17 protein-coding genes and 3 tRNA genes are annotated in these 24,210 nt (G+C 51.1%); 9 read left to right on the forward strand and 11 right to left on the reverse strand.

Features of this window, described 5'->3' with window-relative positions; all coding sequences use genetic code 11:
• Positions 1 to 49: 49 nt before the first annotated feature.
• A complete protein-coding gene (locus V2I46_10050) occupies positions 50 to 2,455 on the reverse strand; it encodes an FtsX-like permease family protein (protein ID MEE4177842.1) in 2,406 nt (801 codons plus the stop codon).
• A gap of 176 nt (positions 2,456 to 2,631) precedes the next feature.
• Positions 2,632 to 2,708 (reverse strand) — tRNA-Arg (locus tag V2I46_10055).
• A 146-nt stretch (positions 2,709 to 2,854) separates the two neighbouring features.
• On the opposite strand from V2I46_10055, the gene V2I46_10060 reads away from it, so the two are divergent.
• A complete protein-coding gene (locus tag V2I46_10060) occupies positions 2,855 to 4,372 on the forward strand; it encodes a family 10 glycosylhydrolase (GenBank protein MEE4177843.1) in 1,518 nt (505 codons plus the stop codon).
• An 11-nt stretch (positions 4,373 to 4,383) separates the two neighbouring features.
• Here the strand turns inward: V2I46_10060 and msrB are convergent, their stop codons facing one another.
• The gene (gene msrB / locus V2I46_10065; protein MEE4177844.1) at positions 4,384 to 4,989 is read right to left on the reverse strand and encodes a peptide-methionine (R)-S-oxide reductase MsrB; all 606 of its coding nucleotides are present in this window, start codon (positions 4,987 to 4,989) and stop codon (positions 4,384 to 4,386) included.
• Between the two features lie 217 nt (positions 4,990 to 5,206).
• Here msrB and V2I46_10070 point away from each other — a divergent pair, with 217 nt between their 5' ends.
• From V2I46_10070 to V2I46_10095, 6 genes are all read left to right on the forward strand, one after another.
• Positions 5,207 to 5,884: a 4Fe-4S dicluster domain-containing protein gene (locus V2I46_10070; GenBank protein MEE4177845.1), complete on the forward strand. Its 678-nt coding sequence runs from the start codon at positions 5,207 to 5,209 to the stop codon at positions 5,882 to 5,884.
• A gap of 60 nt (positions 5,885 to 5,944) precedes the next feature.
• Positions 5,945 to 7,756 carry an aldehyde ferredoxin oxidoreductase family protein gene (locus V2I46_10075; protein ID MEE4177846.1) on the forward strand — a complete coding sequence of 604 codons (1,812 nt, stop codon included), beginning with the start codon at positions 5,945 to 5,947 and terminating at the stop codon, positions 7,754 to 7,756.
• Between the two features lie 44 nt (positions 7,757 to 7,800).
• A complete protein-coding gene (locus V2I46_10080) occupies positions 7,801 to 9,399 on the forward strand; it encodes a T9SS type A sorting domain-containing protein (GenBank protein ID MEE4177847.1) in 1,599 nt (532 codons plus the stop codon).
• Between the two features lie 105 nt (positions 9,400 to 9,504).
• Positions 9,505 to 9,786 carry a hypothetical protein gene (locus tag V2I46_10085; protein MEE4177848.1) on the forward strand — a complete coding sequence of 94 codons (282 nt, stop codon included), beginning with the start codon at positions 9,505 to 9,507 and terminating at the stop codon, positions 9,784 to 9,786.
• Positions 9,787 to 9,790: 4 nt separating this feature from the next.
• Positions 9,791 to 10,420: a methyltransferase domain-containing protein gene (locus V2I46_10090; protein ID MEE4177849.1), complete on the forward strand. Its 630-nt coding sequence runs from the start codon at positions 9,791 to 9,793 to the stop codon at positions 10,418 to 10,420.
• A 194-nt stretch (positions 10,421 to 10,614) separates the two neighbouring features.
• A complete protein-coding gene (locus V2I46_10095) occupies positions 10,615 to 12,546 on the forward strand; it encodes a T9SS type A sorting domain-containing protein (GenBank protein MEE4177850.1) in 1,932 nt (643 codons plus the stop codon).
• A gap of 229 nt (positions 12,547 to 12,775) precedes the next feature.
• On the opposite strand, the gene V2I46_10100 is transcribed toward V2I46_10095, so the two are convergent.
• The 7 genes from V2I46_10100 to V2I46_10130 form a co-directional block, all read right to left on the reverse strand.
• A complete protein-coding gene (locus V2I46_10100; protein MEE4177851.1) occupies positions 12,776 to 13,456 on the reverse strand; it encodes a GNA1162 family protein in 681 nt (226 codons plus the stop codon).
• Complete coding sequence (locus V2I46_10105; protein MEE4177852.1) at positions 13,453 to 13,830, reverse strand: DUF4810 domain-containing protein; 378 nt, start codon at positions 13,828 to 13,830, stop codon at positions 13,453 to 13,455. The genes V2I46_10100 and V2I46_10105 overlap by 4 nt, the downstream gene beginning before the upstream one ends.
• A complete protein-coding gene (locus V2I46_10110; GenBank protein ID MEE4177853.1) occupies positions 13,827 to 14,528 on the reverse strand; it encodes an outer membrane beta-barrel protein in 702 nt (233 codons plus the stop codon). Before V2I46_10110 ends, V2I46_10105 begins: the two co-directional genes overlap by 4 nt.
• 329 nt (positions 14,529 to 14,857) lie before the next feature.
• On the reverse strand, positions 14,858 to 15,757 hold the full coding sequence (locus V2I46_10115; protein ID MEE4177854.1) for a cation diffusion facilitator family transporter: 900 nt from the start codon (positions 15,755 to 15,757) through the stop codon (positions 14,858 to 14,860).
• Positions 15,758 to 15,884: 127 nt separating this feature from the next.
• A tRNA-Pro gene (locus V2I46_10120) sits at positions 15,885 to 15,959 on the reverse strand.
• A 21-nt stretch (positions 15,960 to 15,980) separates the two neighbouring features.
• A tRNA-Ser gene (locus V2I46_10125) sits at positions 15,981 to 16,067 on the reverse strand.
• 216 nt (positions 16,068 to 16,283) lie between these two features.
• A complete protein-coding gene (locus tag V2I46_10130; protein MEE4177855.1) occupies positions 16,284 to 17,600 on the reverse strand; it encodes a pyridoxal phosphate-dependent aminotransferase in 1,317 nt (438 codons plus the stop codon).
• Between the two features lie 196 nt (positions 17,601 to 17,796).
• On the opposite strand from V2I46_10130, the gene V2I46_10135 reads away from it, so the two are divergent.
• Together V2I46_10135 and V2I46_10140 are read left to right on the forward strand one after the other, a co-directional pair.
• The gene (locus V2I46_10135) at positions 17,797 to 18,588 is read left to right on the forward strand and encodes a hypothetical protein (GenBank protein MEE4177856.1); all 792 of its coding nucleotides are present in this window, start codon (positions 17,797 to 17,799) and stop codon (positions 18,586 to 18,588) included.
• 81 nt (positions 18,589 to 18,669) lie between these two features.
• The gene (locus V2I46_10140; protein ID MEE4177857.1) at positions 18,670 to 21,099 is read left to right on the forward strand and encodes a prolyl oligopeptidase family serine peptidase; all 2,430 of its coding nucleotides are present in this window, start codon (positions 18,670 to 18,672) and stop codon (positions 21,097 to 21,099) included.
• A gap of 320 nt (positions 21,100 to 21,419) precedes the next feature.
• Here the strand turns inward: V2I46_10140 and V2I46_10145 are convergent, their stop codons facing one another.
• Positions 21,420 to 24,155 carry a TonB-dependent receptor gene (locus V2I46_10145; GenBank protein MEE4177858.1) on the reverse strand — a complete coding sequence of 912 codons (2,736 nt, stop codon included), beginning with the start codon at positions 24,153 to 24,155 and terminating at the stop codon, positions 21,420 to 21,422.
• Positions 24,156 to 24,210 lie beyond the last annotated feature (55 nt).

Below are 24,210 nucleotides of genomic sequence, written 5' to 3' on the forward strand. Positions count from 1 at the left end.
ACAGGGCCTTTTGGGGCCCTGTTTTTGTTTAAATCATTTAACCGGATTTTCATTCATACTTAATATTCTCCACCGGATTCTGCGCTACATAGTTCCTTGATTGGCTCCACACCGTGGACAAGGCAATGAACAGTACCGTTATCAAGGGAATAAAAAAGATCCACCAGGAAAGGCTGGATTGCAGGGCAAAATGATCCAGCCACTTATCCAAAAGGTAATAGGTTATTGGGATTGCAAGTAAGCCTGCTATGAACCAGAGCAGCAAATAATCGTGGAATAACATTTTGAAGACCTGTGGATTGGATGCCCCAAGCACCTTGCGGATTCCAATTTCTTTTTTCCGCTGCTCGGCAGAATAAGCCGACAAGGCCATCAAGCCGAGCACACTGATAAGGATCACCAGCACGGAAAACAGGGCAAACACCATACCAAAACGCTTCTCTTGTGAGAACTGCAGGTGGTAATATTCATCCAGGAAAAAATACTCAAAGGGATTATCGGGAAAAAAGGACTGAAATAGAACCTGAATCCAAGGAATAGCCTCTGCTGGTAAATTGTGCCCGATATTAACGGTCAGATAACCCTGATTGCGGACCGGCAACCGAAACAACTGAGGTTCAATGGTTTCCTTGGGACTCAATTGAAAAAAGTCGATCACTACGCCTGAGATCAGGAAAGGCTGCCCCTCAAGGACCAGCTTTTGACCCACGGCTTCTTCAGGCGAGCTGAAACCAAGCCATAAGGCTCCATATTGGTTGAGTACAACCCGTCCCTTATCAATGGAGTCATTTCCTGTAAATCCTTCCCCAACCAGAAACCGGATCTTATAAGTGTCAAAATATCGATGATCGGTTTCCGTTACCCGAAAGTTCTTGCTATTGTTGGGGTCATCTCCGAAGCGATGGATTCCGCCGCGGTTGAACATATTGGGTTTACCGGGAATGATCGAAGAAAAGCAGGCCCCTTGGACACCCGTAATCATTTCCACCTCCTGATTAAATAAGCTGAATTTCTGCACCAGCGTCTTATCGCCAACCACAGGAGCTTTTACCACCATCATACCATCGATCTGGAAGCCCAAATCACGTTTCGACATAAAGAGATACTGCCGGTAAACGCCCATGGTGGCTGACAGCAAGGCAAGGGCTATGACGAATTGCAGGGTCACAAGCAATTTTCGGGTAATATTTTGCCCAGAGGCAGCTGAACGGTTACCCTTTAATATCTGCATCAGTTTATTTGAAGCTATGCTGGTAACTGAATAAATTCCTGCTGAAAAGGTACCCCCAAGAAATGCAATAATTATGATAGTCCAGAACCAGGGAAACTGCCAGATCTTTTGATCTTGGGGAAGCCCGGCAAGCTGCTTAAACAGTGGGGAAGTAATCTCAAAAATCACCAGTGCCCCAACCAAAGCCAATAAATTAATTAAAGCCGATTCGGTCAGAAATTGACCCAATAATTGCCTGCGCGATGCCCCGTTTACCTTACGCAGACCGATCTCGCGCAACCGCCTGATGGAACTGATGGTGGTCAGGTTAAAAAAGTTGACCCAGGCAATGATCAGAATAAACCAAGCCACAACAGCCAGGAGTTCAATGGATTTTCGGTCAGCGTTCACCTGGAGTTCATGCATGAAATGCGACCCGAGGTGTATGGTTTCAAGAGGTTGCAGTTTAAATGACATCCCCATCTGGTAATGTCTGAGGGTCTCTCCAAACTCCGCTTCCATGTATTCTTCAATGGCCTTATCGACTGCTTTGGGGTCAGTCCCCTCTTGCAGCAGGACATAGGTGTAAAACCCACTGTTAAACCATCCGCTGGAAAACAAATCTGGGACCTGCTTAGCCCAAGTGCTCATCGACAGGAATATATCTGCCCTGAAGTGCATATTTTCCGGCATATCGGCAAAAACCCCGGTCACCTCATACAATTCTCTTTTATTTCTGCTAAGCACCTTTCCAAGGGGATCGGCATCCCCAAAATATTTTCGTGCTGTTGAGACAGAAATAGCCACCCTGTTAGGCTCATCGAGACAGGTCTGGGCATCCCCCTGAAGGATATCCAGGCCCAGCAAGTCAAACAAGGTAGATTCGCCCCAGAACACCTGCTCTTCTTCAAAGAATCGATCCTCATAGAAAAAAACCCCATCGACGCGATACATCCTTCCGTAAGTCTCTACCTCCGGGATCCGAGCTTTCATGGCAGGGCCTATTGTCGGGGAAGCGGAGCCAAACTGCACCAAGTCGCCCGTCTCTGACCAACGGGAGTACTGTATCCGGTATGTGCGGTGGCTTTCTTCCGATTGTTTGTCAAAACTCTGGTGAAACCTAACGTAATGGGTGATCATCAGGCAGGCTGCAATACCCAATGAAAGACCAAGAATGTTAACAAGGCTAAAGCCCGGTCGTTTTTTCAAGTTACGCAACGCCATGGAAAAATAATACCTGACCATATCCAATGGTTTTATTATTGGATAAGGATCTAACAAATTAAATACCATGAATAGCATGTCGCTGATAAACAAACCAGTAAGACTTTTCAGGGAAAAAAATCCTGTACGCATACGGACATGCCTTGTTCGTAATGGAACAAACGGGAAACAAAAAAAGCCGCAAAATGCGGCTTTTCTGGCGATTCCGGCAGGATTCGAACCTGCGACCCACAGCTTAGAAGGCTGTTGCTCTATCCAACTGAGCTACGGAACCCAAAATAACTTTGAAATCGTCTGCAAAATTACACAATTTCTTGTTTTTTTCGGACAGGAAACCGAATAGAATGCATCTTAAGGCTCACAATCATATCATTTCTCCAAACCCGTTCAGAAAAAAACATTATTTTCGAGAAAAAAACAATGCACCTCAAGAGGCTATTCATTGGGGCAGCCTTTCTGCTCCTGTCGTTTTTCGTTAACAACCAGGCTGTCCAGGCACAACTTATTCCAAGGGAGATGCGCGGCGTGTGGGTAGCCACCGTAGCCAATATCGACTGGCCATCCAAACCCGGACTGGATGTTGAGACCCAGCAAAAAGAAGCCCTTGCCATTCTTGATCAGCAACAGGCCCTTGGAATGAATGCCATTTTTTTCCAGGTGCGCCCCGCCGCTGATGCCTTTTTCGCCTCTTCTCTTGAGCCCTGGTCACGTTTCCTGACCGGCAAGCAAGGGAATGCACCACAACCCTTTTACGATCCTCTGGCATTCTGGATTACCGAAGCCCATAAACGGGGCCTTGAACTGCATGCCTGGCTCAATCCCTTTCGTGCCACCTTTAGTCCCGGAGAATATCTTCACCCCTCCCATGTCTTCAATCAGCATCCCGAATGGCTGCTGCAATATGGCGAGCGCTACTATTTTGATCCGGGAATCCCTGAAGTGCGCAGGCATTTACAACTGGTAGTAGCCGACATGGTTTCAAGATATGATATTGATGGCATTCATTTCGACGATTATTTCTATCCCTATCCAATTGCAGGGATTGATTTCCCCGATACCCTATCCTTCAGACAATATGGATCAGATATTCCCGAAAAACGGGGTGACTGGCGCCGGGGGAATGTGAGCCAGGTAATCCGTTCACTCAACGACACCATAAAACATCTGAAGCCTTGGGTAAAATTCGGCGTCAGCCCATTTGGGGTATGGCGTAACAAGGCCAGTGATCCCAAGGGATCAGACACCCGTGCAGGGGTTGAATGCTACGACGACCTGTATGCTGATATCCTTTTGTGGGAGCACCAGGGCTGGGTTGACTATGTTTTACCCCAGATTTACTGGACCACGCAGGATGTTCCTGCCAATTTCACCAAGCTAATCCACTGGTGGGATCAGACCATCCATAACCGCCATCTTTACATCGGCCACGCCCTCTATAAGATCAACCCTGCCGTACCCTATTGGGAAAATGCCTCCGAGATCCCCGATCAGATTCGCCTGACCCGAAGCCTTAAATCTACTCTGGGCAGTGTTTTCTTCAGCCAGAAGCATTTCAGCCGCAGCGACTTATTGGGGGTAGGCGACAGCATCCACAGCGATTTCTATTGCAGACAAGCCCTGACACCCGGTATGCAATGGATCGATACCCTGCCTCCCCTGCCCGTTTTCAACATACAGCGACAAAGACGCAATCTGAATTGGTTTACTCAGCAAGAAGAAGATTTGTTGAATGAAAGCCAGCGATACGTGATCTATCTGGAGCCCCTCACCAAAAAAGGCCAGGCATGTGGTCCGGTATGGTTCATAACCGGCGAGAAAAATTTGACCCTACCCCGTCGCCCCTTCTTTCAGCGCACCCGTTTTGACCTTAGCATCATCGCCGTGGACCGCCTGAGCAACACCAGCCCAAAAAGTGAACGGCTAAAGGTGAGATATTAATTTCTCACTTCTCACTTCTCACCTCTCTTAATAAAGGCATCCACCGCTTTCTTCTCCTCCTCGGAGGCAAGCGAGGCCATATATTCTTTTACCAGTGCTGGAGGTTCTTCTTCAATGCCAACAAAGATCATTGCCCCGCTGTTCATGCAATAGCGCAACCCGGTAGGAGGCGGTCCGTCGTTAAAGAGGTGCCCCAGGTGTGACCCGCTGCGCGAATCGACCACTTCGGTGCGTATCATACCGTGAGAACGGTCGGTACGATAAAACACGGCACCGGGAACTATCGGCTCAAAGAAACTGGGCCAGCCGCAGCCAGAATCGTATTTGGTATCCGAAATAAACAAGGGTTGTCCGGTGGCTGCCGAATAATAAATGCCGGCTTGCTTATTGTCGAAATATTCCCCCGTAAAGGGCCTCTCAGTGCCTGCATTCCGGAGGATATAATACGAATCGGGGCCCAGCAGTGCTTTCCATTCCGCTTCCGTTCGCTTTACATCATAGCTCCCGGGGTCATTGTCTTTTATCTTAACGGTCATATCATTCGTTCGGTTTGGTTGCTGACAATGAACGAACAAGGGAATGCTCATCATCAGCAACAGGGTTATTATGCGACTCATATCCTTTAAGTTTATAAAAACGTCTTATAAATTAAACACGCTAATGAAAAGCTTGTTCATAAGCCTCCTTTCATTGGCAAAGAAATCCACAGGCATATTTTCAGGGTTCCAATGAATTGTTTAAATTTACCATCGGGAGTTGCTGAAAACGCTCCTTCCTCTTGCACCCTAACTCCCAATGGTGGTCATTTCCCATCATCCTTAAAATCGCCAGAAAATGAATGAAATCAAGGAAACCCAAACCAGGCGTGATTTTATTAGAAAAATGGCCTTTGGAACAGGCGGCCTGGTGCTGCTGGGCAACTTCGGGGTGGTTTTCCGCCTCCAGGGTGCCACGTCCAACGTGATCAAAGGCATTGTGGTCGACTTCACCAAATGTACCGGGTGTCGAACCTGCGAAACCGTATGCTCAGCCTTTAACCACCCCTTAGATTTAGATGGCGAAACCGTTCTGGGACTGGGTAATCCCTGGTTGTCAAACATCAAAGTCCATTGGTTCAATCCCGACGTCGACATCCCCATGGTTTGCGCGCTTTGTGACGACGCCCCCTGCATCGAAGCCTGTCCCGTTGAACCCGATGCGGTAACCGGACGTAAAGCCATGTATCATGACCCGCTGACCCGAACCGTGCGCAACAACCCAGGAATCTGCATCGGCTGCGGACGCTGTGCCAGGGCCTGCCGTTCGCAGCGTACCGGCGTTATCCAGATGAGTGCCAATCGCAGGCCTTTCGGCATGTGCAATTTGTGTAACGGCGATCCCCAATGCGTGAAACATTGCCCATTCGATGCCCTTCAGTATGTTGAATACACCGGCAACCAGAATTTCAGGGGCTTACCGCCAGATGCCATTGCACGCATCCTCATCAAGCAGTTCTACGATATGGACTTGTAGAACGATTTCGCCGGATGTTTCAATGTCCCCTTTTCATTCATCAAACTAATCAAAGAACTTATGAGCACCCAAGGATATTTCGGAATTTTACTGGATGTTAATCTCTCCACCCGCCAGATAAACCGTTTCCAGGTCCCCGAGGAAGACCTCAGGCTCTTTGTGGGCGGAAGAGGCTTGGGGATGAAGATCCTGTGGGACAGACTCCCGGAACCAGGCATCGACCCCCTCGATCCGGTCAATCCCCTGATGATCATGCCCGGACCCTTTTCTGGCCTGCCCATACCCTCTTCTTCACGCACCACTGTAATCTGCAAATCACCCCGCACCTCCCCCATCCAGTCACCCCACCCCAACGCATCCTCCATCAGTTACTCAAGTATGGGTGGCTTCATTGGTCCCGAGATCCGCTTTGCAGGATACGATGGCATTATTATCCAGGGTAAAGCCGATCATCCGGTTTACCTTTACATCAACAACGACAAGGTAGAAATCCGCGATGCCACTGAATTCTGGGGAATGGGCACCGATACATTCGACAAAAAATTCATTGAGCACCTTGGCGACCGTCGCTTTCGCACCTGTTACATAGGTCCCGCCGGCGAGCAGCTCAACCCCATGGCCTGCATCATCAACACCGCTGCCCGTGCTGCAGGCCGGGGAGGCACCGGCTGTGTGATGGGATCCAAAAACCTTAAAGCTATCGCTGTCAGGGGAACCGGTATGCCAAATATCGCAGACCAGAAACGCTTTCAGGAACTACTGCAGAAATCCAGAAGAGCCTTTGCCGAGAACACCGAAAGGCGCGACAACTGGAGGGAGGAAGGCACTGCAGGGGCCTTGACCTCATCGAGCGAAAATGGCACCCAGGCTGTAAAAAATTACCAGGAAGGTTCCTTCGAACACATCCACAAAATTGGTGCCAAAACAGCTCGCGAGCAGGTGTGGAAACGTAATTTTTCCTGTTACTGCTGCCCCCTTGCCTGTAAGAAAAGCGGCAACGCCAAAGGCGCATATGGAGGACTGGTCCACGACAGCCCCGAATACGAAACCGGCACCATGCTGGGCGCAAATCTCCTGATAGATGACCTCAACGCCCTCAATTACGCCATCGGCATTACCGACGACTATGGAATGGATATTATCTCGGTGGGCAACGCCATCGGTTTCCTGACAGAAGCCTATGAGAAAAATCTTATCGACAAGAATTTCCTTGAAGGCATTGAATTGAACTGGGGCAATGCAGATGCTGCCATTCAAATGATCCACCGGATGGGCAAAATGGAAGGCATCGGCAAGGATGCCTCGAAAGGGGTCAAACACCTTGCAGGCATTATCGGAAAAGATTCTGAGAAGTTTGCCATCCACGTGAAAGGTCACGAGCTGGCTGCCTGGAACGTACATAAGAACCCCGGCTGGTTTGGTATCTCCTACGCCACCTGTAACCGGGGGGCTTGTCACATGCACGGTGGAAATGCCTCTGCTCAGAACCAACTGGCCCTTCGCGACTCCATCGGCGCCTGCAGCTTCGCCAGCAGCTGGTTCCGCGAAGATCTGGCCTTCCATCATTTTATGAATGCCATCACCGGCATCGACTGGACTGCAGAGTCATTTGAAAGAGCCGGCGAACGCATTATCAACCTCGAACGCCATTTCAACCATAGGGAAGGCTTCTCTCGGCACGACGACTGGATCCCCGACCGTTTCTTCGAGGACGCCCCTACCAGCGGACCTTCCAACGGGATGACCGTGGATCGCGAAGCTTTTAACAAAATGCTCGATGAATACTACACCCAGCGCGGCTGGAATACGGATACTGCATCCCCGGGAAAAGAAAAAATGGAAGAACTGGATCTGGGGTTTCTTTTGGGCTGACAGAAACCAAATGAATTTGACTTTTTAGGCTGATCTAAGCTGACATGAAACAAAAACTACTGTATTTTCTCCTTGCGTTGCTGTTCAGCTGCGGGATCTCCGGCCAAAGCGATTTCGATTATTCCCTCAGTCTAGTGCCTGTCGATGTGCCAGATTTTTCGGGTTTGCATTCTTACGCCTTTGGCCAGCACAACGGTAAATGGCTGCTGATTGGTGGGAGAAGTGAAGGCATCCATGCCCGCCAGCCCTGGGCAAGCTTTCCGGCACAGGCTAACAACACCGATTTGCTGGTGATTGATGTGGTTAGCCTTGAAACCTGGTCTGCCTCCGTTAACACCTTGTCCATCGGCCTGCGTGAACAGTTGCAATCAACGAATATGAACTTCTTCCAGGATGTCGATACCCTTTACCTCATCGGCGGTTATGCCTATGCTGAAAGCGCCGGCGATCACATTACATTCCCTGACTTAACCACTGTGGAAGTCTCAGGGCTAATCAATGCCATCATAAACGACGAACCCATCCAGGGCTTTTTCAAACAAACCAGTGACGAGGTCTTTGCCGTGACGGGCGGCCAGCTCGGGAAAATTGACGATACTTTTTACCTTGTGGGCGGCCAGCGTTTCGATGGTAGATACAACCCCATGAACAACCCGACCTTTATTCAGGAATACACCAACCAGATCCGCAAGTTCACCATCGATAATAGCGGCAGCTCACCCGTTTTCAGTCATTACGAAGCCATTACAGATCCTGTTCATTTGAGGCGGAGGGATTACAACCTGCTGCCCCAGGTTTTTGAAGATGGCACCCTGGGTTACACCATCTCCTCCGGAGTCTTCCAGTTGAATTTCGACCTGCCCTTCCTCTACCCTGTTGAAATCAGGAAAGATGGTTATACACCCATTACCAGCTTTAACCAATACCTGAGCAACTACCACGGAGCCAAGGTTAGTTTACACGACAGCCAGCAGAATCAAATGCATTCCTTATTCTTTGGGGGAATCAGCCAGTATTATTACGAAGGCGACGAAATGATGCAGGATGACCTGGTGCCTTTTGTGCAAACCATTAGCCGACTTACCCGTTTATCCAACGGCACCTGGCACGAGTTCCGCTTCCCCTTTGATATGCCTTTTTTTCAGGGCGCCAGCGCTGAATTTATCCCCAACCGTGAGCTGCCCCACTTCCCCAATGAAGTGATCAAATTAAGCGAGATCAAGGCCGACACCATTCTGCTCGGCCACGTGGTGGGCGGCATCTTCAGCTCCTCAGCAAACCCATTTAGCTTTAACCAGACCGGGGAAACCGAAGCCGATTATTCCATATTTGAAGTATGGCTGATCAGGGATTCCGCCACCGGGGTTTTTCCCGTTAACGGGCAAAACCCGTATGAGGTGGAAGTGTTTCCTCAGCCAGCAAAAGACCAGGTGAACATCCGTTATGAACTGCCCTCCCCCGTTTCAACTGAATATTTTATCACAAACACCGATGGCAGGATCATCAAAAAAGGCTTCTTTACAAATCAGGCTGCAGGAAATAACCTTCAGACACTGCCGCTGGAAGGGAACCCCGGATTGTATTTTATCACCCTGATCTTTGAACACAGGTTTTTCGTGACAAAAAAAATCCTGAAACAATGACAGGGCTTTTTTGTCAGGTAATGTCACGAAAAATGACTGAAATGTCAGAAATAAAAAGCATGTTTTTCCGCAATCTTCATGACATTCAATAAAAAACATGACATTATGATTTTATACAGCAAACAAAACATCCATAAATGGGCCTGGTGGAAAAATAAGCCCATATTCCTGTTTTGCATCACCTCCGGATTGCTTTTCGCCCTGGGGGTGACCATCCTGAGCCTGCTGATCAAATTATGCGGAAACCCTGACATCAATATCTGGCGAAACACCTGGCCTGTGCTGGCTGGCAGTTTCGTGTCAGGATCCCTTTTCTCCATCATCCTCTGGTATCAGAACGACGACCGCTACCGTGAATGGTTAAAAAAGAAAGAAAAGCCTTCTTGACAATATGCCTGTACAAGAGGACTATAATGCCTGGGCCTGGCAATACGACAGCAGCGAAAACAAAACCCGCGATCTGGAAGCCTTTGCCTTGAGCAATGCCATCGGAAAGCTAAAGTTTGATTCTTGCCTCGAACTGGGATGCGGAACCGGCAAGAACACCCGCTTCCTGCTCTCCCGGGCATCAAGGGTCGTGGCGGTGGACTTTTCTAAGGAAATGCTGGCCATCGCAAGGGAGAAACTCAGAGAGCAGCCCGTGAACTTCATCCAGGCTGATATCGCCAAACCCTGGAATATCGCTACCCAGGCCTTTGACCTGATCACCTTCAGCCTGGTCCTCGAACACATTGAAGACTTGAACCACGTTTTCAGCGAGGCCAGCCTGAGAATGAAACCCAATGGCTTCCTTTACCTTGGCGAGCTCCATCCCTTCAAGCAGTACACCGGCTCAAAGGCACGTTTTGAAAACACCAAAGGCACAACGGTGCTTAGCTGCTTTACTCACAACATCTCCGATTTCACACAGGTTGCCAAATCCCATGGCTTTTCCATTTTGGATATCCGGGAATATTTCGATGAAAACGACCAGGGAAACATTCCCCGAATCCTTTCCCTGCTGTTCCGCTTTGGAGCATAAGACCAGCTCTGATCTGCGAACCACCTAAACCAGCCGATGTTTATGAGCTGGAAGTTACCCGCAAACAGGCTTCCAGACTGCATTTCCCACCTTTCTTTTCTTTTTAATCTGGAAAACAATGACTAACTTTACATTTCTAGAAGGAATTTAAAACCTACCCATTTTACCCCTAATTATCATTCAAATTTTTTATCATGAAAAGACTTTTACCCTTGTTTTTCATTTTTTCAGCCCTGGTAGCACAATCCCAGTATGTCACCCCTGGTACGGGTGTAAAATGGGACCTGGAAACCCTTGCTGCGAATTCTGAAGGGATCATTTCACTGATCGGCGCCAACTATGTAATGGGCGGCAGCGTTGTGATCAGCGCCAACGACACCCTTGAAATCCTCTCTGACGGAGTCCTGCTTTTTATGGGTCTTTCTTATATTGAGTCTTATGGAACGCTGATCGTGGATGCGCCTGATCAAATGGTCTTCTCAGCCTTTGATCACCAAGCAACGGATAAATGGCGTGGCATCCGATTTTACGAAGGCCACTATACCTACCTGCGCAACGCCATTTTTGAATATGGCGGTGGACTGAAAGTAGGCAACGGAGGCAACTTCTATATGGACGCCTGCACCCTGCGCTACAACTACTACCAGTCAGGTGCTTCCTTTACTTCCAGCGGTGCACTCGACATCACGGGACCAGCAACCATTATCAACAGCGAGATATACGAAAACCAGCGCGCTGCTATTGGCACAGCCTCTAACACCAGTAGCCCCATCATCTTCCGCAACAACTACCTCTTTGGCAATACAGCTGAGAACTCTAACCGCCCACAGATCAACCTGGGACCTTCCGGACCTGGCAATACCAGTTACATTGTCGGCAACACCGTCATCGGTAATGGCAATACCTCTTCGGGTGGCATCGCCTATTCCTCCCTGCTGGGGGTGGAAGGCGATGTGGTGATCGACTCCAACTACGTAGAAGCCAACCGCTATGGCATCGCCCTCACCGGCTCAGGAATGAACGCCTGGATACGCTACAACACTGTGATCGACAATAACATCCAGAACGAACCCAACCTGGGGGGCAGCGGCCTTAACTTCACCGGTTCATCTGCTTCTACCTATCAGCATGCCATGGTCACCGGCAACATCATCACCGGCAACCTCTGGGGCATCACAATCATCGGCTACCCCGTGGTGAATATGGGCAACAATGACCCCGAGGATTACAACCCTGGCCTCAACGTGTTCAGCGGCAACGGCAACGGGGGCGTTACCTACGACCTCTACAACAATGGGCCGGTGACCCAGTATGCCATGGGCAACCTTTGGGATGTGGCAGTCCAGGATGAGGCAAGCATCGAAACCGTCATCACCCACCAGCCGGATATAAGCACCCTCGGACTGGTCTACTATTGGCCCGCTGCACAAAAGGCCACCTTTGAGGCCACTGACAGCGAAACCACCCCCCTCGAAGGCGTCAGCATAGCCGTGGATGGCCTGGAAACACTCCTGAGCACCGATGTGGAAGGCCTGGCCGATCTCATCACTATGCAGGGCGAATACACCTTCACCGCCTCCCTCGAAGGCTATGAAGACTTCAGCGGCTCCTTCACCCTGGGCACGGAAGCTATCCAAATCCCCATCCAGATGAGTGAGATCACCTATACCGTCACTTTTGAGGTGACCGATGGAACAGACCCGGTCGAAGGAGCAAGTATCGACATTTCAGGACAAACCCTTACCACAGATGCCAATGGAGAGGCTTTCATCGCCCTCACCAATGGCACTTATCCCTTTGAAGTCACGGCCACAGACTTCACCACTGCCACAGGCGATGTGGTTGTTGACGGACAGGATCTCACCATCCCGGTGACCATCACCAGCACCGTTGGCATTACCGAACTTCAGGGATTCCGCATCTACCCCAATCCCGCATCATCCTATGTAAGGATCGAAGGCCAGACCATACAAAAAGCTGAGCTGCGTCAGCTCCAGGGTGTCCTCGTCCGCAGTTGGGACAGCCCTGCCTCCACTCTTTCCGTCGAAGGCCTGCCCTCAGGATACTACTTCCTGCACCTATACACCTACGGACAAGTCATCGTCCACCGCCTCATCATCCAATAAGGTCCTTTAGTCCTTACCAGCATAAAATCAACCCCCTGGCCGTAATATCTGGTCAGGGGGATTTTGTTTTCTTTCAAAAAAAATAGCCCACGGAAACTGCTGGTTCAAAGGAGGTAACCTGATTAACAACCAAGGAAAATTGTCCGGTTTTATTGGGGTTGATCCAGAACCTTAAACCTTAAACCTTGAACCTTAAACAATATATCACCCTCAAGAAAAAACTAGTGAATTATTCTCCCCATCGCAGCAACATTTCCGCAGGGCCTGCCTTCATATTCTGGTCAGTGCGGTATTGCGGGCTGTAAGGGCCCAAAGGCAGGTCGAAAAAGGTGCTTTCACTGCACAGGGCAGCGATCCTTTCAGGACTGATGGCGGCGGTACGCAGCGTCGATGCGGCCAAAGTGAGGACCCAACTCCCCTCCACCTCGGCCGTCACCTGGCAGTAGCCCATCGTCTTGCGGTAAAACAACGTGCTGCCGGTTTCGGCTGAAACGATAAAGTACTCTGCTTCCACCACGATCTCGCCCGTATCCAGCCCGAACGATTTTCCCCACTGCTGAATGTAGGTATGCACCACCAGGTCGGCCCCAAAAAGTTCTCTCATCTCGGCGGACCGCTCTGAGAGGTCAACAGTGTCGAGCTGTTCCTGCCTGAGGATCTGCATCGTCGCCAGGGGCGGGATGACATAATAGCCTGCATTGATCAGGGGGGCAAAGAGGGTGGTATAAAAGGCATGGGTGGCTTCCGGATAATTGGTGAAGTTGGCGGGCGGCAGCACTACGATGGTCGTTGGGTTTTCTTCAAAAAGCTCAGGATAGGTGGCATGTCTGTCGGGTAACGGTACCGGGGGCTGAACAGTACAGGCCGCCAGAAAAAAACCCGCAAGCGCAGAAAATAGATTTGTTCTCATTCTTCAATGGGTTTTAATAATTGCCGGATGTAGGTCCGGGCCTCTGGATAAAGACCCATTTCGTTCTCCATCAGGGTTCTGACCGCAGCCTCATTTCCCTGGCCCATCATCAGCACCCCGTAATCGGCATAAATGCCCGGGGGCACTCTGCCCAGGACGCCGGTCTGGCTCTGAATGATCTTCTGAAAAGCCCCCGTAAGCTCAGCAGCGGCTTTCCCATCCGCCTTCTCCAGATAATTGGCATACGTTTTCCCCAACCCTTCCATTGAATACAAGGGAATTTTGTGGTGCACCCCCTGGTAATTGCTCCCGGTTCTCAGAGGCATGCAGGCAAACAGCAGCAACCCCACCAGCAGAATGATGAACCGCCTCATTTCTTCCCAAGGATAACCACGATGCCAACTTTTAATCCAAAGGTCCCCACGATGGTCCTTTCGTTATCCGGGTTGTCTTCCTTGCCCTTGAAAGCCATTGACTGGTAACCCAGGGCCAGATCCAGGACGGCCTTTTCACCCAGAGGAAATCCAACCCCGGCACCCGCGTTAAAACCACTGACACCTATTTTTTCTTCCTCTTCACCATCACCCCAGTTACTTTCCCATTTGTATTTGTTTTTAACCTGCCCGAACAGGGCACCTGCTTCAATAAATGGAAACATTTTTCCGGTAGGGAAATAAAACCTTGCAAACGGCCCGAAACCGAACAGCGACATAGTGTTTTCACTTTCGCCTTCGTATTCGTATTCGTCAAAAGAGTTCTTCATTTTTACACTGGAAAAATTGAGATCAGCCCCCAGGGCAAGATTATCGACAACAAAAAATCCAAGCCTGGGTGAGGAATTGAAACTTCTTAGTTTCGTTTCATTGTCATTTTCCTCTCCACCATCTGATTTAACTTTAAAATTGCCAAACCCAATGCCCAAAAGACCAGACATGGATATCCCTTCTTCCAAGGGAAGAAGACTAAACTGCGAAGAAACGCCCAGCAGGGTGTTTCCCTTAGTGGTTTGTGCAAATCCGGAGGTAACGGGCAGCAGCCCAAGCATTAAAACCAGGACCAACAACTTTTTCATCACATAATGTTTTTAATGGTGCCTACTCTTTAGTTTTTCGGCTTTCACTTTTGCACCATTCAAAAAATTCCCGGGTGCACCAGGCTTAACGTGCAACAAAGAACCCGCCGGTATCAAAGCCTTATTTAGCCAGACATTCTCGTGCCTCTTACCTCCCTTCCTTTCACGAAAAGATAAGTCATTCCCGGGCAGTTTTTTTAAACATAAATTTAAAACGGAAATTTACGAAAAAAAACGCATCTCCAAATATTTTAGGAATGGGGAAGCGAATAAATTGGTATGAAAGTATAAGGATTGAAAAATTATTCTCCTTGAAGAAAAAAACAGTTCTAACAATCTGTCTTACACCCTTCTTCAATCTGCTTATTTTCTATCTGAAGCGTGGTATGGTTTATGCCAAATTGATGGTCAAGTGCATGCTGCAGGTTGGAAATAAAATGGTCATCACTCCCGTCGGGAATGATTAAATGAGCCGTTAAGGCCACCTTGGTGGTGCTCATGGCCCAGATATGCAGGTCGTGAACACTCTCCACGCCTTTTTGCGCCAGCAGGAATTCCCTGACTTTATCAAGCTCAATGTGTTTGGGCACGGCATCCAGGGCCAGATCCAGCGATTCGGTGAACAAACGCCAGGTGCCCCAAACGATGACAGCAATGATGAAGAAACTTGTTACCGGGTCAATCCATTGCTTGCCGGTCAGCTTGATCAACAAGCCGGCCACGACAACCCCCAGCGATACACCGGCATCAGCGGCCATATGAAGGAAAGCCCCCCTGATGTTCAGGTCTGCTTTCTGGCCTTTCATGAACAGCAAGGCTGTAAGGGTATTGATCACTACCCCAATGGCTGCCACCACCATCACCTGGCTGCCGGCAACAGGTTCGGGACTTCTGAATTTACCAATGGCATCCCAGGCAATGAATCCTACAGCGCCAAACAGCAACAAGGCATTCAGCATGGAAACAAGAATGGTGGTTTTCCGAAGCCCATAGGTATATTTGCCCCTGGGTTTTATGGAAGCCAGCCATATGGCCGTCCAGGCAAACACCAGCCCAAGCACATCACTGGCATTATGTCCGGCATCCGCCAGCAGGGCCGAGGAATTGGCCATTATACCGAATATGACTTCAACCGCAATGAAGCTCACATTTAATCCAATGCCCAGCGCAAAAGCCTTTCGGTAGCCTCCATTCCTTTCATCCGCATGTCCGTTTGAATGTGCCATCATAATCTTAAGTGAGCAGAAAAACGATTCCCGCCTTGCTGAGGATTATACAAAATTAAGGGAAAGTGCCTGATATTAAAAAAAATACTACTGCAATCTATTGATATACAGTAGTATTTTTTTATTTCTGTCGGGGTGAGAGGATTCGAACCTCCGACCTCCTGCTCCCAAAGCAGGCGCGCTAACCGGACTACGCTACACCCCGAAAATCGTATGGAAAAAAGAGCGGAGAGAGGGGGATTCGAACCCCCGGTAGGGTTACCCCTACGGCAGTTTAGCAAACTGCTGGTTTCAGCCACTCACCCACCTCTCCGTGTCCTGTGCTGAATCTTTCTTTTTTGAAAACGCAAGAAATAGAAAGATCGTTTTTTTTTGAGAGTGCAAAGATAGTCAAAACATCATTCACGCCAAATAATTCCTGAAAAAAAAGGAAGAAGGTTAGGGGTTCAAAGTTTAAGGTTTAAGGTTTAAGGTTTAAGGTTTAAGGTTTAAGGTTTCGGGTCTGCTCCATGCTCCATGCCCCATGCCATTAAACCGGGTGGTCTGCCTTAAACTTTTTCAGCCGTTCTTCGAGATCCGGAAACTGCTCACGCTGCACCAGCGATACGCAGGCGCGGAGGCCTTCGAGGCGTTCGCTGCCGGTGATGGCCAGTGAGATGGCACTGATGCCGTAATAAACCAGCTCTTCGATGAGCTCTGCGCCCTGGAAGCCAGGATAGGCAATGGTGAAATAGAAGCCGTCTGCCAGGGGCTTGTCCTCATCCTTGTCGTAAACGATGTGGAAGCCGTTTTCGGTGAAGAGTTTCTTCATCGCTTTGGCCTTCTCGCCATAGTCCTTCACCACATCGATAAAGTTAAACGTCCCGTCGTTGGCTGCTTTCAGGATGGCAGCCAGGGCATACTGGGCCGAGTGAGAGGTACCTGAGCTCAGGGCATAGACCGTGCCAAAGATCATCGCATTGCCAAACTTGCTCGAGTTGTAATAGCGGCAAAGGTCGGGCGCCTGGCTCTCGAACAGATGGTCACTCACCACCATCATCCCGATGCGCTGACCGGCATAGCTGAAGGCTTTTGAACTCGAGATGAACAGGATGTAGTTGCCCGTATATTTTGCCACCGTGGGCTGGTAGGGCGGCACCCCGGGCTTGGAATAGTCCTGGCGGAAATCCATCGCAAAATAAGCCAGGTCCTCCATCACCACCACATTGTATTTGGTGGCCAACTCGCCGATGATCTGCAATTCGTGGTCATTAAAACAAATCCACGACGGGTTGTTGGGATTGGAATAAAGCATCCCGGCGATATTTCCTTTCGAAAGCTTCTCTTCCAGCTTCTCACGAAGTTTCTCGCCCCGGAAGTCGTAAACATCGAAGCGGTCGATGGGGATGCCCTGCACCTTGCACTGCTGATAATGTACCGGGAAGCCCGGGTCGATGAACAGGATGGTGTCCTTCTCCTTATACATCCTGCTAATGGTGGTGAAGGCGGCAAAGCTCCCCTGCATCGAGCCCACCGTGGGGATGCAGCCGCGGGGATCCACGTCAACATCCATAAACATTTTCACGAAACGTGAGATTTCGTTTTTCAAGGGCTTAATACCATCGATGTCAGGATAAATGGCGGCCACGCCCCGGCGCAGCGCCTCGATCTCGGCCTCCACACCGATCTGGGTGGGAGGCAGCCCGGGGATGCCCATCTCCATCCTGACATAACGAATGCCGGTGGCTTGCTCAATGTTGTCAATCAGCCGCTTGATCTCACGGATAGAGGCCTTCCCTACGCTGGGAAGGCCCATTCGCTTTACTTCTTCCTGTACCTTCTCATATGGAACTGGCGTATCTTTCATAATGCGTCAATGTTTTTTTGGTGTTTATATGCTTATTTTATTTTGTAAGATGCTCCATTAGGTATGTTTCCCAGCCATCTGTGATGACGGCTGATCATCGGGCTGATTGCGCTGCAAAATAAGAAATTCCGCGCGTATAAAAAAACCTGAGCGGAAAATAAATTCCCTCTATATTTGCCCCAGCAAAGTCAATAAGATGGGCGCACTTTTTCTCCAGCAACTTATCTTGTCGGTGGTGATAGCTGGTCTGTGGATCGGCGGGGTCACGCTTCTGTCCGAACGCCTGGGCTCGCGCCTGGGCGGGATGATCAGCAACCTGCCCAGCACCATCCTGGTGTCGCTGCTGTTTATCGGCATCACCCAAAGTCCTGAATTTGCCGCCCAAGCCACAGTGACCGTCCCGCTGGGGATGACCATCAGCACGCTTTTCCTGTTTGCCTTTATCCTGCTGATCCCCCTGGGGCTGGGCTGGGCCCTGGCAGGAAGCATCACGACCTGGGTGGGCTTTGCCATCCTTTCCTCCTTTTTCCAGGACACCGGCAGGCTCACCTGGACGCTCATCTATTTTGCAGTAGCCATCGGCAGCTGGCTCATCGCTGAAAGGGTCCTGAAGATCCAGTCAGCTCCCAAAACGGGCAGGCGCTATACCTGGTGGCAGGTATTGATCCGGGCCGCCTTTGCCGGATCGGTCGTGGGTACCGCCGTGCTCATCGGCCGCAGCGGGTCGGCATTCTGGACCGGCATCTTTTCCACCTTCCCCGCCGTGATGTTATCTTCTATGGTCATCCTCACCCTCTCGGCAGGCCCCGCCTTTGCGCGCGCCCTCGGAAAGATCATGCTCCTTGCATCTACCAACATCATCATTTACGGCCATTTTACCGGCTTGTTGTTTCCGCGAATCGGACTTGCCTGGGGCTCGATCATCAGTTTTATCATTGCCTCCCTGTGGGTTTGGCTTTTAAAACCCCTCTTTGACCGAAGCAAATAACAAAAGCGCCGAAAGCCCTTGCGGGTAAGCTTTTTCTTATTATTTTGGCGTGTTAAAATTCAACCATCCAAACAAACTAAAATGAAAAAAAACAATTTTGTATTTCTGTTTGCCCTTTCCCTGATGCTCCTGTCAGGGATGACGTTCGCCCAGATTCAATATCAGCTTCCTCCTGAGGAGATCATTGAGCTGGTGGATGCCCCCTCCACACCTTCGATGGTGATCAGCCCCGACAACCAAACGGTATTGCTGATTGACAACCCCGATCTGCCCGGCATTGAAGACCTGGCCGCCCCTGAATATCGTCTGGCCGGCCTCAGGTTCAACCCGGTAACCAACGGTGGAAGCCGCGGAAGGTTCGGCACCGGACTACGTTTCATGAACCTCGACGGCACCAATGAGCGTCCTGTTCAAGGCTTGCCCAAAAGCCCCAAGATCAGCAACACTTCCTGGTCGCCCAACGGAAAGATGGTGGCCTTTACCCACACCACCGGCACAGGCATTGAACTTTGGGTAGCTGATGTGGAAACCTCTACAGCCCGCAAACTCACCGGCGAGGTGATCAACGATGTGCTGGGGAACAGCTTCTCCTGGCTTTCCGACAACAAGACCATCGTCTATTCAGCCATTCCCGAAGGGCGTGGCCCCACTCCCACCCGTCCCACTGTTGCAGATGGCCCGGTGGTGCAGGAAAGCATTGGCCGCAGGGCGGCAGTGCGGACCTTTCAGGACCTCCTGAAAGATCCTTACGATGAAGCCATTTTCGACTATTACGCTACTTCACAACTGGTGAAGATCGATCTGGACGGCAATAGCCAGAAGATCGGCGAGCCCGGAGTGATTTATTATTTCAACCCCTCGCCCGACGGACAATACCTGCTAACCACCACGGTACAGAAACCCTACTCCTATATCGTGCCTATGTATCGTTTTCCCCAGAAAATAGAACTGCTGGATATGAACGGTCGCCTGGTCCGCCTGTTGGTTGAGGTGCCCCTGACGGACAACCTGCCCCAGGGCTTCAGTTCCGTAAGAACCGGCGCCCGCAGCCACACCTGGCGTTCCGACAAACCCGCTTCGCTCTGGTGGGTAGAAGCCCTCGACGGTGGTGACCCCGCCGTGGAAGCCGAATACCGCGATCAGCTCTTTTACCTCGAGGCTCCCTTCACCGCTGAGCCCACCCCGAGCCTGCAACTCGAACTGCGCTATGGCGGCATCACCTGGGGACGCGACGACTTCGCAATGGTATCCGAAAGCTGGCGTGCCACCCGCAGAATGAAGCTCAGCTCCTTCAATCCGGGCGACGCTTCCCTGGCGATGAGCCTGCTGTTCGACCGCTCGATGGAAGACCGCTACAACGATCCCGGCCGCTTCGAGACCACCCTGAACGAATACGGGCGGAGGGTCCTGCAATTTGACCGCCGTCAGCGCTTCCTTTATCTGACCGGCCAGGGTGCATCGCCCGAAGGCAACCAGCCCTTCCTCGATGAATACGACCTGCGTACAGGCCTCACCAAGCGCCTGTGGCAGAGCGAGGCGCCATGGTATGAAATCCCTGTCAGCCTGGTGGATGCCGACCGCGGCCTGCTGATCACCCGCCGCGAATCGGTCGACGTACAACCCAATTATTATATGCGCGACCTGCGGCGAAACCGCCTCACACAGATCACCCATTTCCCCGATCCTTCGCCCAAACTGCGTGAGCTCCAGAAGGAACTGGTCCATTATGAACGGGCCGATGGCATTCCCCTTTCGGGAACGCTCTACCTGCCTGACGGCTTCCAGCCGGGCGTTGATGCCCCCCTGCCAACGATGCTATGGGCTTATCCGCGCGAGTTTAAAAGCGCCGACGCAGCAGGACAGGTCAGTGGTTCGCCCTACACCTATACCCGCGTAGGAGCCACTTCCGCCGTAATGCTCGCCACCCTGGGCTATGCCGTGCTCGACAACGCCAGCTTCCCCATCGTGGGCGAAGGCGATGAAGAACCCAACGACACCTTTGTCGAGCAGCTCGTAGCCAATGCTGAAGCCGCCATCAACAAGCTGGTGGAGATGGGCGTCACCGATCCCGATCGCGTAGCCGTTTCAGGGCACTCCTATGGAGCCTTTATGACCGCTAACCTGCTGAGCCATTGCGACCTCTTTGCCGCCGGCATCGCCCGCAGCGGCGCCTACAACCGCACCCTTACCCCCTTCGGCTTCCAGGGCGAGGAACGCACCTACTGGCAGTCACCCGAGGTGTATAATACCATGTCGCCCTTTATGAATGCCGACAAGGTCAAGGCACCCATGCTGCTCATCCACGGCATCGACGACAACAACTCGGGGACTTTCCCCATCCAGAGCGAGCGCTATTACGACGCCCTGCGCGGTCACGGCGCCACCGTCCGTCTGGTGATGCTCCCCCACGAAAGCCACGGCTATTCAGCCCGCGAATCGGTCCTCCACATGCATTGGGAGTGGATTAACTGGCTGGATAAATATGTGAAGAACCGGGTTGTGGAAAGGTAAGATGGTTCAAGGTTCAAGATTCAAGGTTCAAGGTTCAAGAGCTTGTCCGCTAACCAGCGGATTTAAGGTTTGAGGTTTGGAGTTTGGGGTTGAACCCGCGTTTTTGATGTCAGGCATCAGAAATCAGGGACCTTCCAGCCTCTTACCAGGCCCATACCATCCTCGGGGTTTATACGGTTTAAACCGTATAAACCCCGACTTTGATACGTCTGAACCATTAGGGAGCTGGCATTCTGAACGCAGTGAAGAATCTTGATCCTTCGCTTCGCTCAGGATGACAAGGTATTGGAAGGCTTAAAAATGATAAAACGTCCTACCCTTTAGCGGGCTGCTCCGAAGTTGCGCAGCTTATAGGTGAAGGTGAGCATAAAATAGCGGTTGAGGACATTGGATCGAACATCCTCCACGTAATTGCTGGTGACGTTACGCGACACGCTCTTGTTCTGGTCGAGCAGGTCGTTCACCCCGAGGGTCAGCTCGCCCTGATCATTGGCCAGAAATTTGCGCCCGAAGTTCACGTTCCAAAGCCAGTAATTCTCATTGAAATCCTCACCCAGACCGGTATACATATAGTTGAAAAGGTCGTTGCGCAGCACCCAGTGTTTCAGGAAGATCCAGGAGACCTTGGCCCCACTGAGGTGGTAGAAGTAATTGTTGTTGAGCTGGGGTCTGAGAGTATTCTCCACTACATTGTAATTGCCCCTGTAATGGAGGGTGAAATCAAGGTTCTCGCTGATGTTGCTGCTGAACACCACTCCAGCTGACAGGCTCATGGTGTTGGCGGTGTTTTCCTGCCCGTTGATCAGGCCGGGGCTCCGGGTATAACCGACGCCCCCGTTGAAGTTGATATTGGTCTTGATGGGGTTGAACATAAAACCATAGGTCACCATCGAGCGGATGCTCCCGTAGCCGTCGAGGTTCACCGGCTGGCTGAACTGCCCCCCGCGCGGCAATTCCAGCCCGTTGGGCAGGATGGTATCGGTCTGGGCAATGAGGGTGGAGGTGGCCACGAAGTCGTTGCTCAGGTTACCAAAAAGGAACAGCAGGAAGGTGCGCGACTTGGCCGGGTTGGCCAGGTTGAAGCGGATGTTGGCATAATGGCTGTAGGTTTGCTCCAGGTCGGGATTACCGGTGCTGAGCAAGAGGGGGTTGGTATTGTCCACCACATCCTGCAACTGGTTTACCGAAGGGGCATTGGTGCGTGTACGATACTGGATGCGGATGTTCCTGGTCTTCGAAAGGTTATACGTCATCCTGAAGCTGGGCAGCAAGCTTTGGTAAGTCCGGCTGAGGTCGGCAAAATAAGGGGTGGTTTGAAGGGCCGACAGGCTGGCATTCTGATAGGATACCCCGGCCTGGATGTTGAACTTCTCGTCGCGGAAACGGTAGCTCAGCTCCCCGCGGTTAGTCAGGTAACCATTGGTCAGCTCGCTCGACAGTTCGTTCTCAAACAAGGTGTAACCCTGGCTCTGGACGTCCCAGCTATTTGTCAACTTATTCGATTCGTTATCGGAATAAGAAAGGTTGTAGGAAACCTGTAGCATACTCTTTTCGGAAATGGGCTCGTTATAGTTCAGGCTGCCCGAAACGCCCGTGCTACGGGTTTTCGAGTCGCTCTGCTGGTCGATGAGGTCCTCTACGATCACGGGGCCTTCGTAGTATTCACTGAGGGCATCCAGCAGGTAAAGGTTCTTGTTGTTATTGACATTGAAATTAACCCTTGACGAGATGGAACGGCCGTTTTCATTGAGCCGCAGGCGGTAGCTCAGGTTATTGCTGATGGAATATCCATCCCAGTTTCGCTCATAGTCGGTAACAGACTGGTTCAGGAATTGCATATCGGGCAGAAAACTGGAAGCATCGTTATAGCTGTTGGCCCGTGAATCCTGATAACGAAAGCGCGGCGAAAAGATCAGGGTGTTGTTCTCGTTGATCTCATATTCAATTCTTCCGCTCAGGCGATGATTCATATTGCGGCTGTCGGAGCGGTTCTCTTCCAGGTAAAGTTGCGAGGCATCATCGCCCAGGAAATACTGCCGGTCGCTGAAGCTTTCATTATTGTTTTTCATGTGGTTGAAGAAGTAGCTTCCGCTGACTTCTGCCTTATCATTCCAGTTATCAGAATAATTCACCCCCAGGGAGTTGGTACTGTTGAGGCCACTGACCTGCCCGACAAAAAACTCGTTGCGGTCGAAGCCGCCCGGGCCCCGTCCGCCCCTGCCACCACGTCCCGAGCTGCCAAAGAAACTGGACAGGTCTTCGGAGGAGAAATTCTGCTGATTGATGTTGTTACTCATCCCCATGATCGAAATGCGGCGCTCGCCCATAAAGATGTTGGTCACCAGTCCGGCCTGGTAGCGGGTCTGATCGCCATAGCCGGTATAGGCCCTTCCAAACTGTCCGTTGCGGCGATCCTGCCGGGTGACGATGTTGATGGTTTTCTCAGCTTCCCCGTCGTCGAAGCCAGTGAGCTGGGCCTGGTCGCTTTGACGGTCGAAGACTTCAATTTGTTCGATCATCTCAGCGGGGAGGTTACGAAGGGCAATGTTGGGGTCATCGCCAAAGAACTCGCGGCCATCGACCAGCACGCGCTGCACCTGTTCACCCTGGGCGGTCACCTGTCCTGCCTCGACGGTGATGCCGGGCATCTTGCGGATAAGGTCTTCAGCATTGGCGTCAGGGTTGGTCTTAAAAGCTGCAGCATTGTAGGCTGTGGTGTCACCCCGCTGGTGCGTGGTAGGTGCGACGCCCGAAATGATTACTTCGCCCAGCACCTCGCTGATTTGTGCCAGGCCTATGCGCCCTGTCTCGTTGACCGCCTCGCTGGCGCGGATGTTTTGTTCCACTGTTTCAAAACCCATATAACTCACCCGCAACAAGTAATTGCCACGAACAGCTCTCAGACTGAACTTTCCATTAAGGTCGGTGATACCACGTACCAGGCGCGTGGTGTCGCGCTGCGAAATCAGGGTGACGTGGGCACCGGGAAGGGGACTTTGATCGCTGAGATCAATCACGGTGCCCCTGATCGTCACATCCTGAGCCTGCTGAGCCATGGCTCCGGGGCTTTGTAAACCAACAGAGAAACAGAAAACTATGGAAACCAGAAAC

Origin of the sequence: Bacteroides sp. (assembly GCA_036351255.1) — a bacterium.
In the GTDB taxonomy this organism is placed as follows: domain Bacteria; phylum Bacteroidota; class Bacteroidia; order Bacteroidales; family UBA7960; genus UBA7960.

Excerpts from the sequence above, each read along its gene's own strand:
- V2I46_10060 (MEE4177843.1), top strand. The coding sequence starts at position 2,855 with ATGCACCTCAAGAGGCTATTCATTGGGGCAGCCTTTCTGCTCCTGTCG.
- V2I46_10070 (MEE4177845.1), top strand. The coding sequence starts at position 5,207 with ATGAATGAAATCAAGGAAACCCAAACCAGGCGTGATTTTATTAGAAAA.
- V2I46_10145 (MEE4177858.1), bottom strand. The coding sequence starts at position 24,155 with ATGGCTCAGCAGGCTCAGGATGTGACGATCAGGGGCACCGTGATTGAT.
- V2I46_10135 (MEE4177856.1), top strand. The coding sequence starts at position 17,797 with ATGGGCGCACTTTTTCTCCAGCAACTTATCTTGTCGGTGGTGATAGCT.
- V2I46_10110 (MEE4177853.1), bottom strand. The coding sequence starts at position 14,528 with ATGAAAAAGTTGTTGGTCCTGGTTTTAATGCTTGGGCTGCTGCCCGTT.
- V2I46_10080 (MEE4177847.1), top strand. The coding sequence starts at position 7,801 with ATGAAACAAAAACTACTGTATTTTCTCCTTGCGTTGCTGTTCAGCTGC.
- V2I46_10140 (MEE4177857.1), top strand. The coding sequence starts at position 18,670 with ATGAAAAAAAACAATTTTGTATTTCTGTTTGCCCTTTCCCTGATGCTC.
- V2I46_10115 (MEE4177854.1), bottom strand. The coding sequence starts at position 15,757 with ATGATGGCACATTCAAACGGACATGCGGATGAAAGGAATGGAGGCTAC.
- V2I46_10095 (MEE4177850.1), top strand. The coding sequence starts at position 10,615 with ATGAAAAGACTTTTACCCTTGTTTTTCATTTTTTCAGCCCTGGTAGCA.
- V2I46_10050 (MEE4177842.1), bottom strand. The coding sequence starts at position 2,455 with ATGGTCAGGTATTATTTTTCCATGGCGTTGCGTAACTTGAAAAAACGA.
- V2I46_10130 (MEE4177855.1), bottom strand. The coding sequence starts at position 17,600 with ATGAAAGATACGCCAGTTCCATATGAGAAGGTACAGGAAGAAGTAAAG.
- V2I46_10075 (MEE4177846.1), top strand. The coding sequence starts at position 5,945 with ATGAGCACCCAAGGATATTTCGGAATTTTACTGGATGTTAATCTCTCC.
- msrB (MEE4177844.1), bottom strand. The coding sequence starts at position 4,989 with ATGAGTCGCATAATAACCCTGTTGCTGATGATGAGCATTCCCTTGTTC.
- V2I46_10090 (MEE4177849.1), top strand. The coding sequence starts at position 9,791 with ATGCCTGTACAAGAGGACTATAATGCCTGGGCCTGGCAATACGACAGC.
- V2I46_10105 (MEE4177852.1), bottom strand. The coding sequence starts at position 13,830 with ATGAGGCGGTTCATCATTCTGCTGGTGGGGTTGCTGCTGTTTGCCTGC.
- V2I46_10100 (MEE4177851.1), bottom strand. The coding sequence starts at position 13,456 with ATGAGAACAAATCTATTTTCTGCGCTTGCGGGTTTTTTTCTGGCGGCC.
- V2I46_10085 (MEE4177848.1), top strand. The coding sequence starts at position 9,505 with ATGATTTTATACAGCAAACAAAACATCCATAAATGGGCCTGGTGGAAA.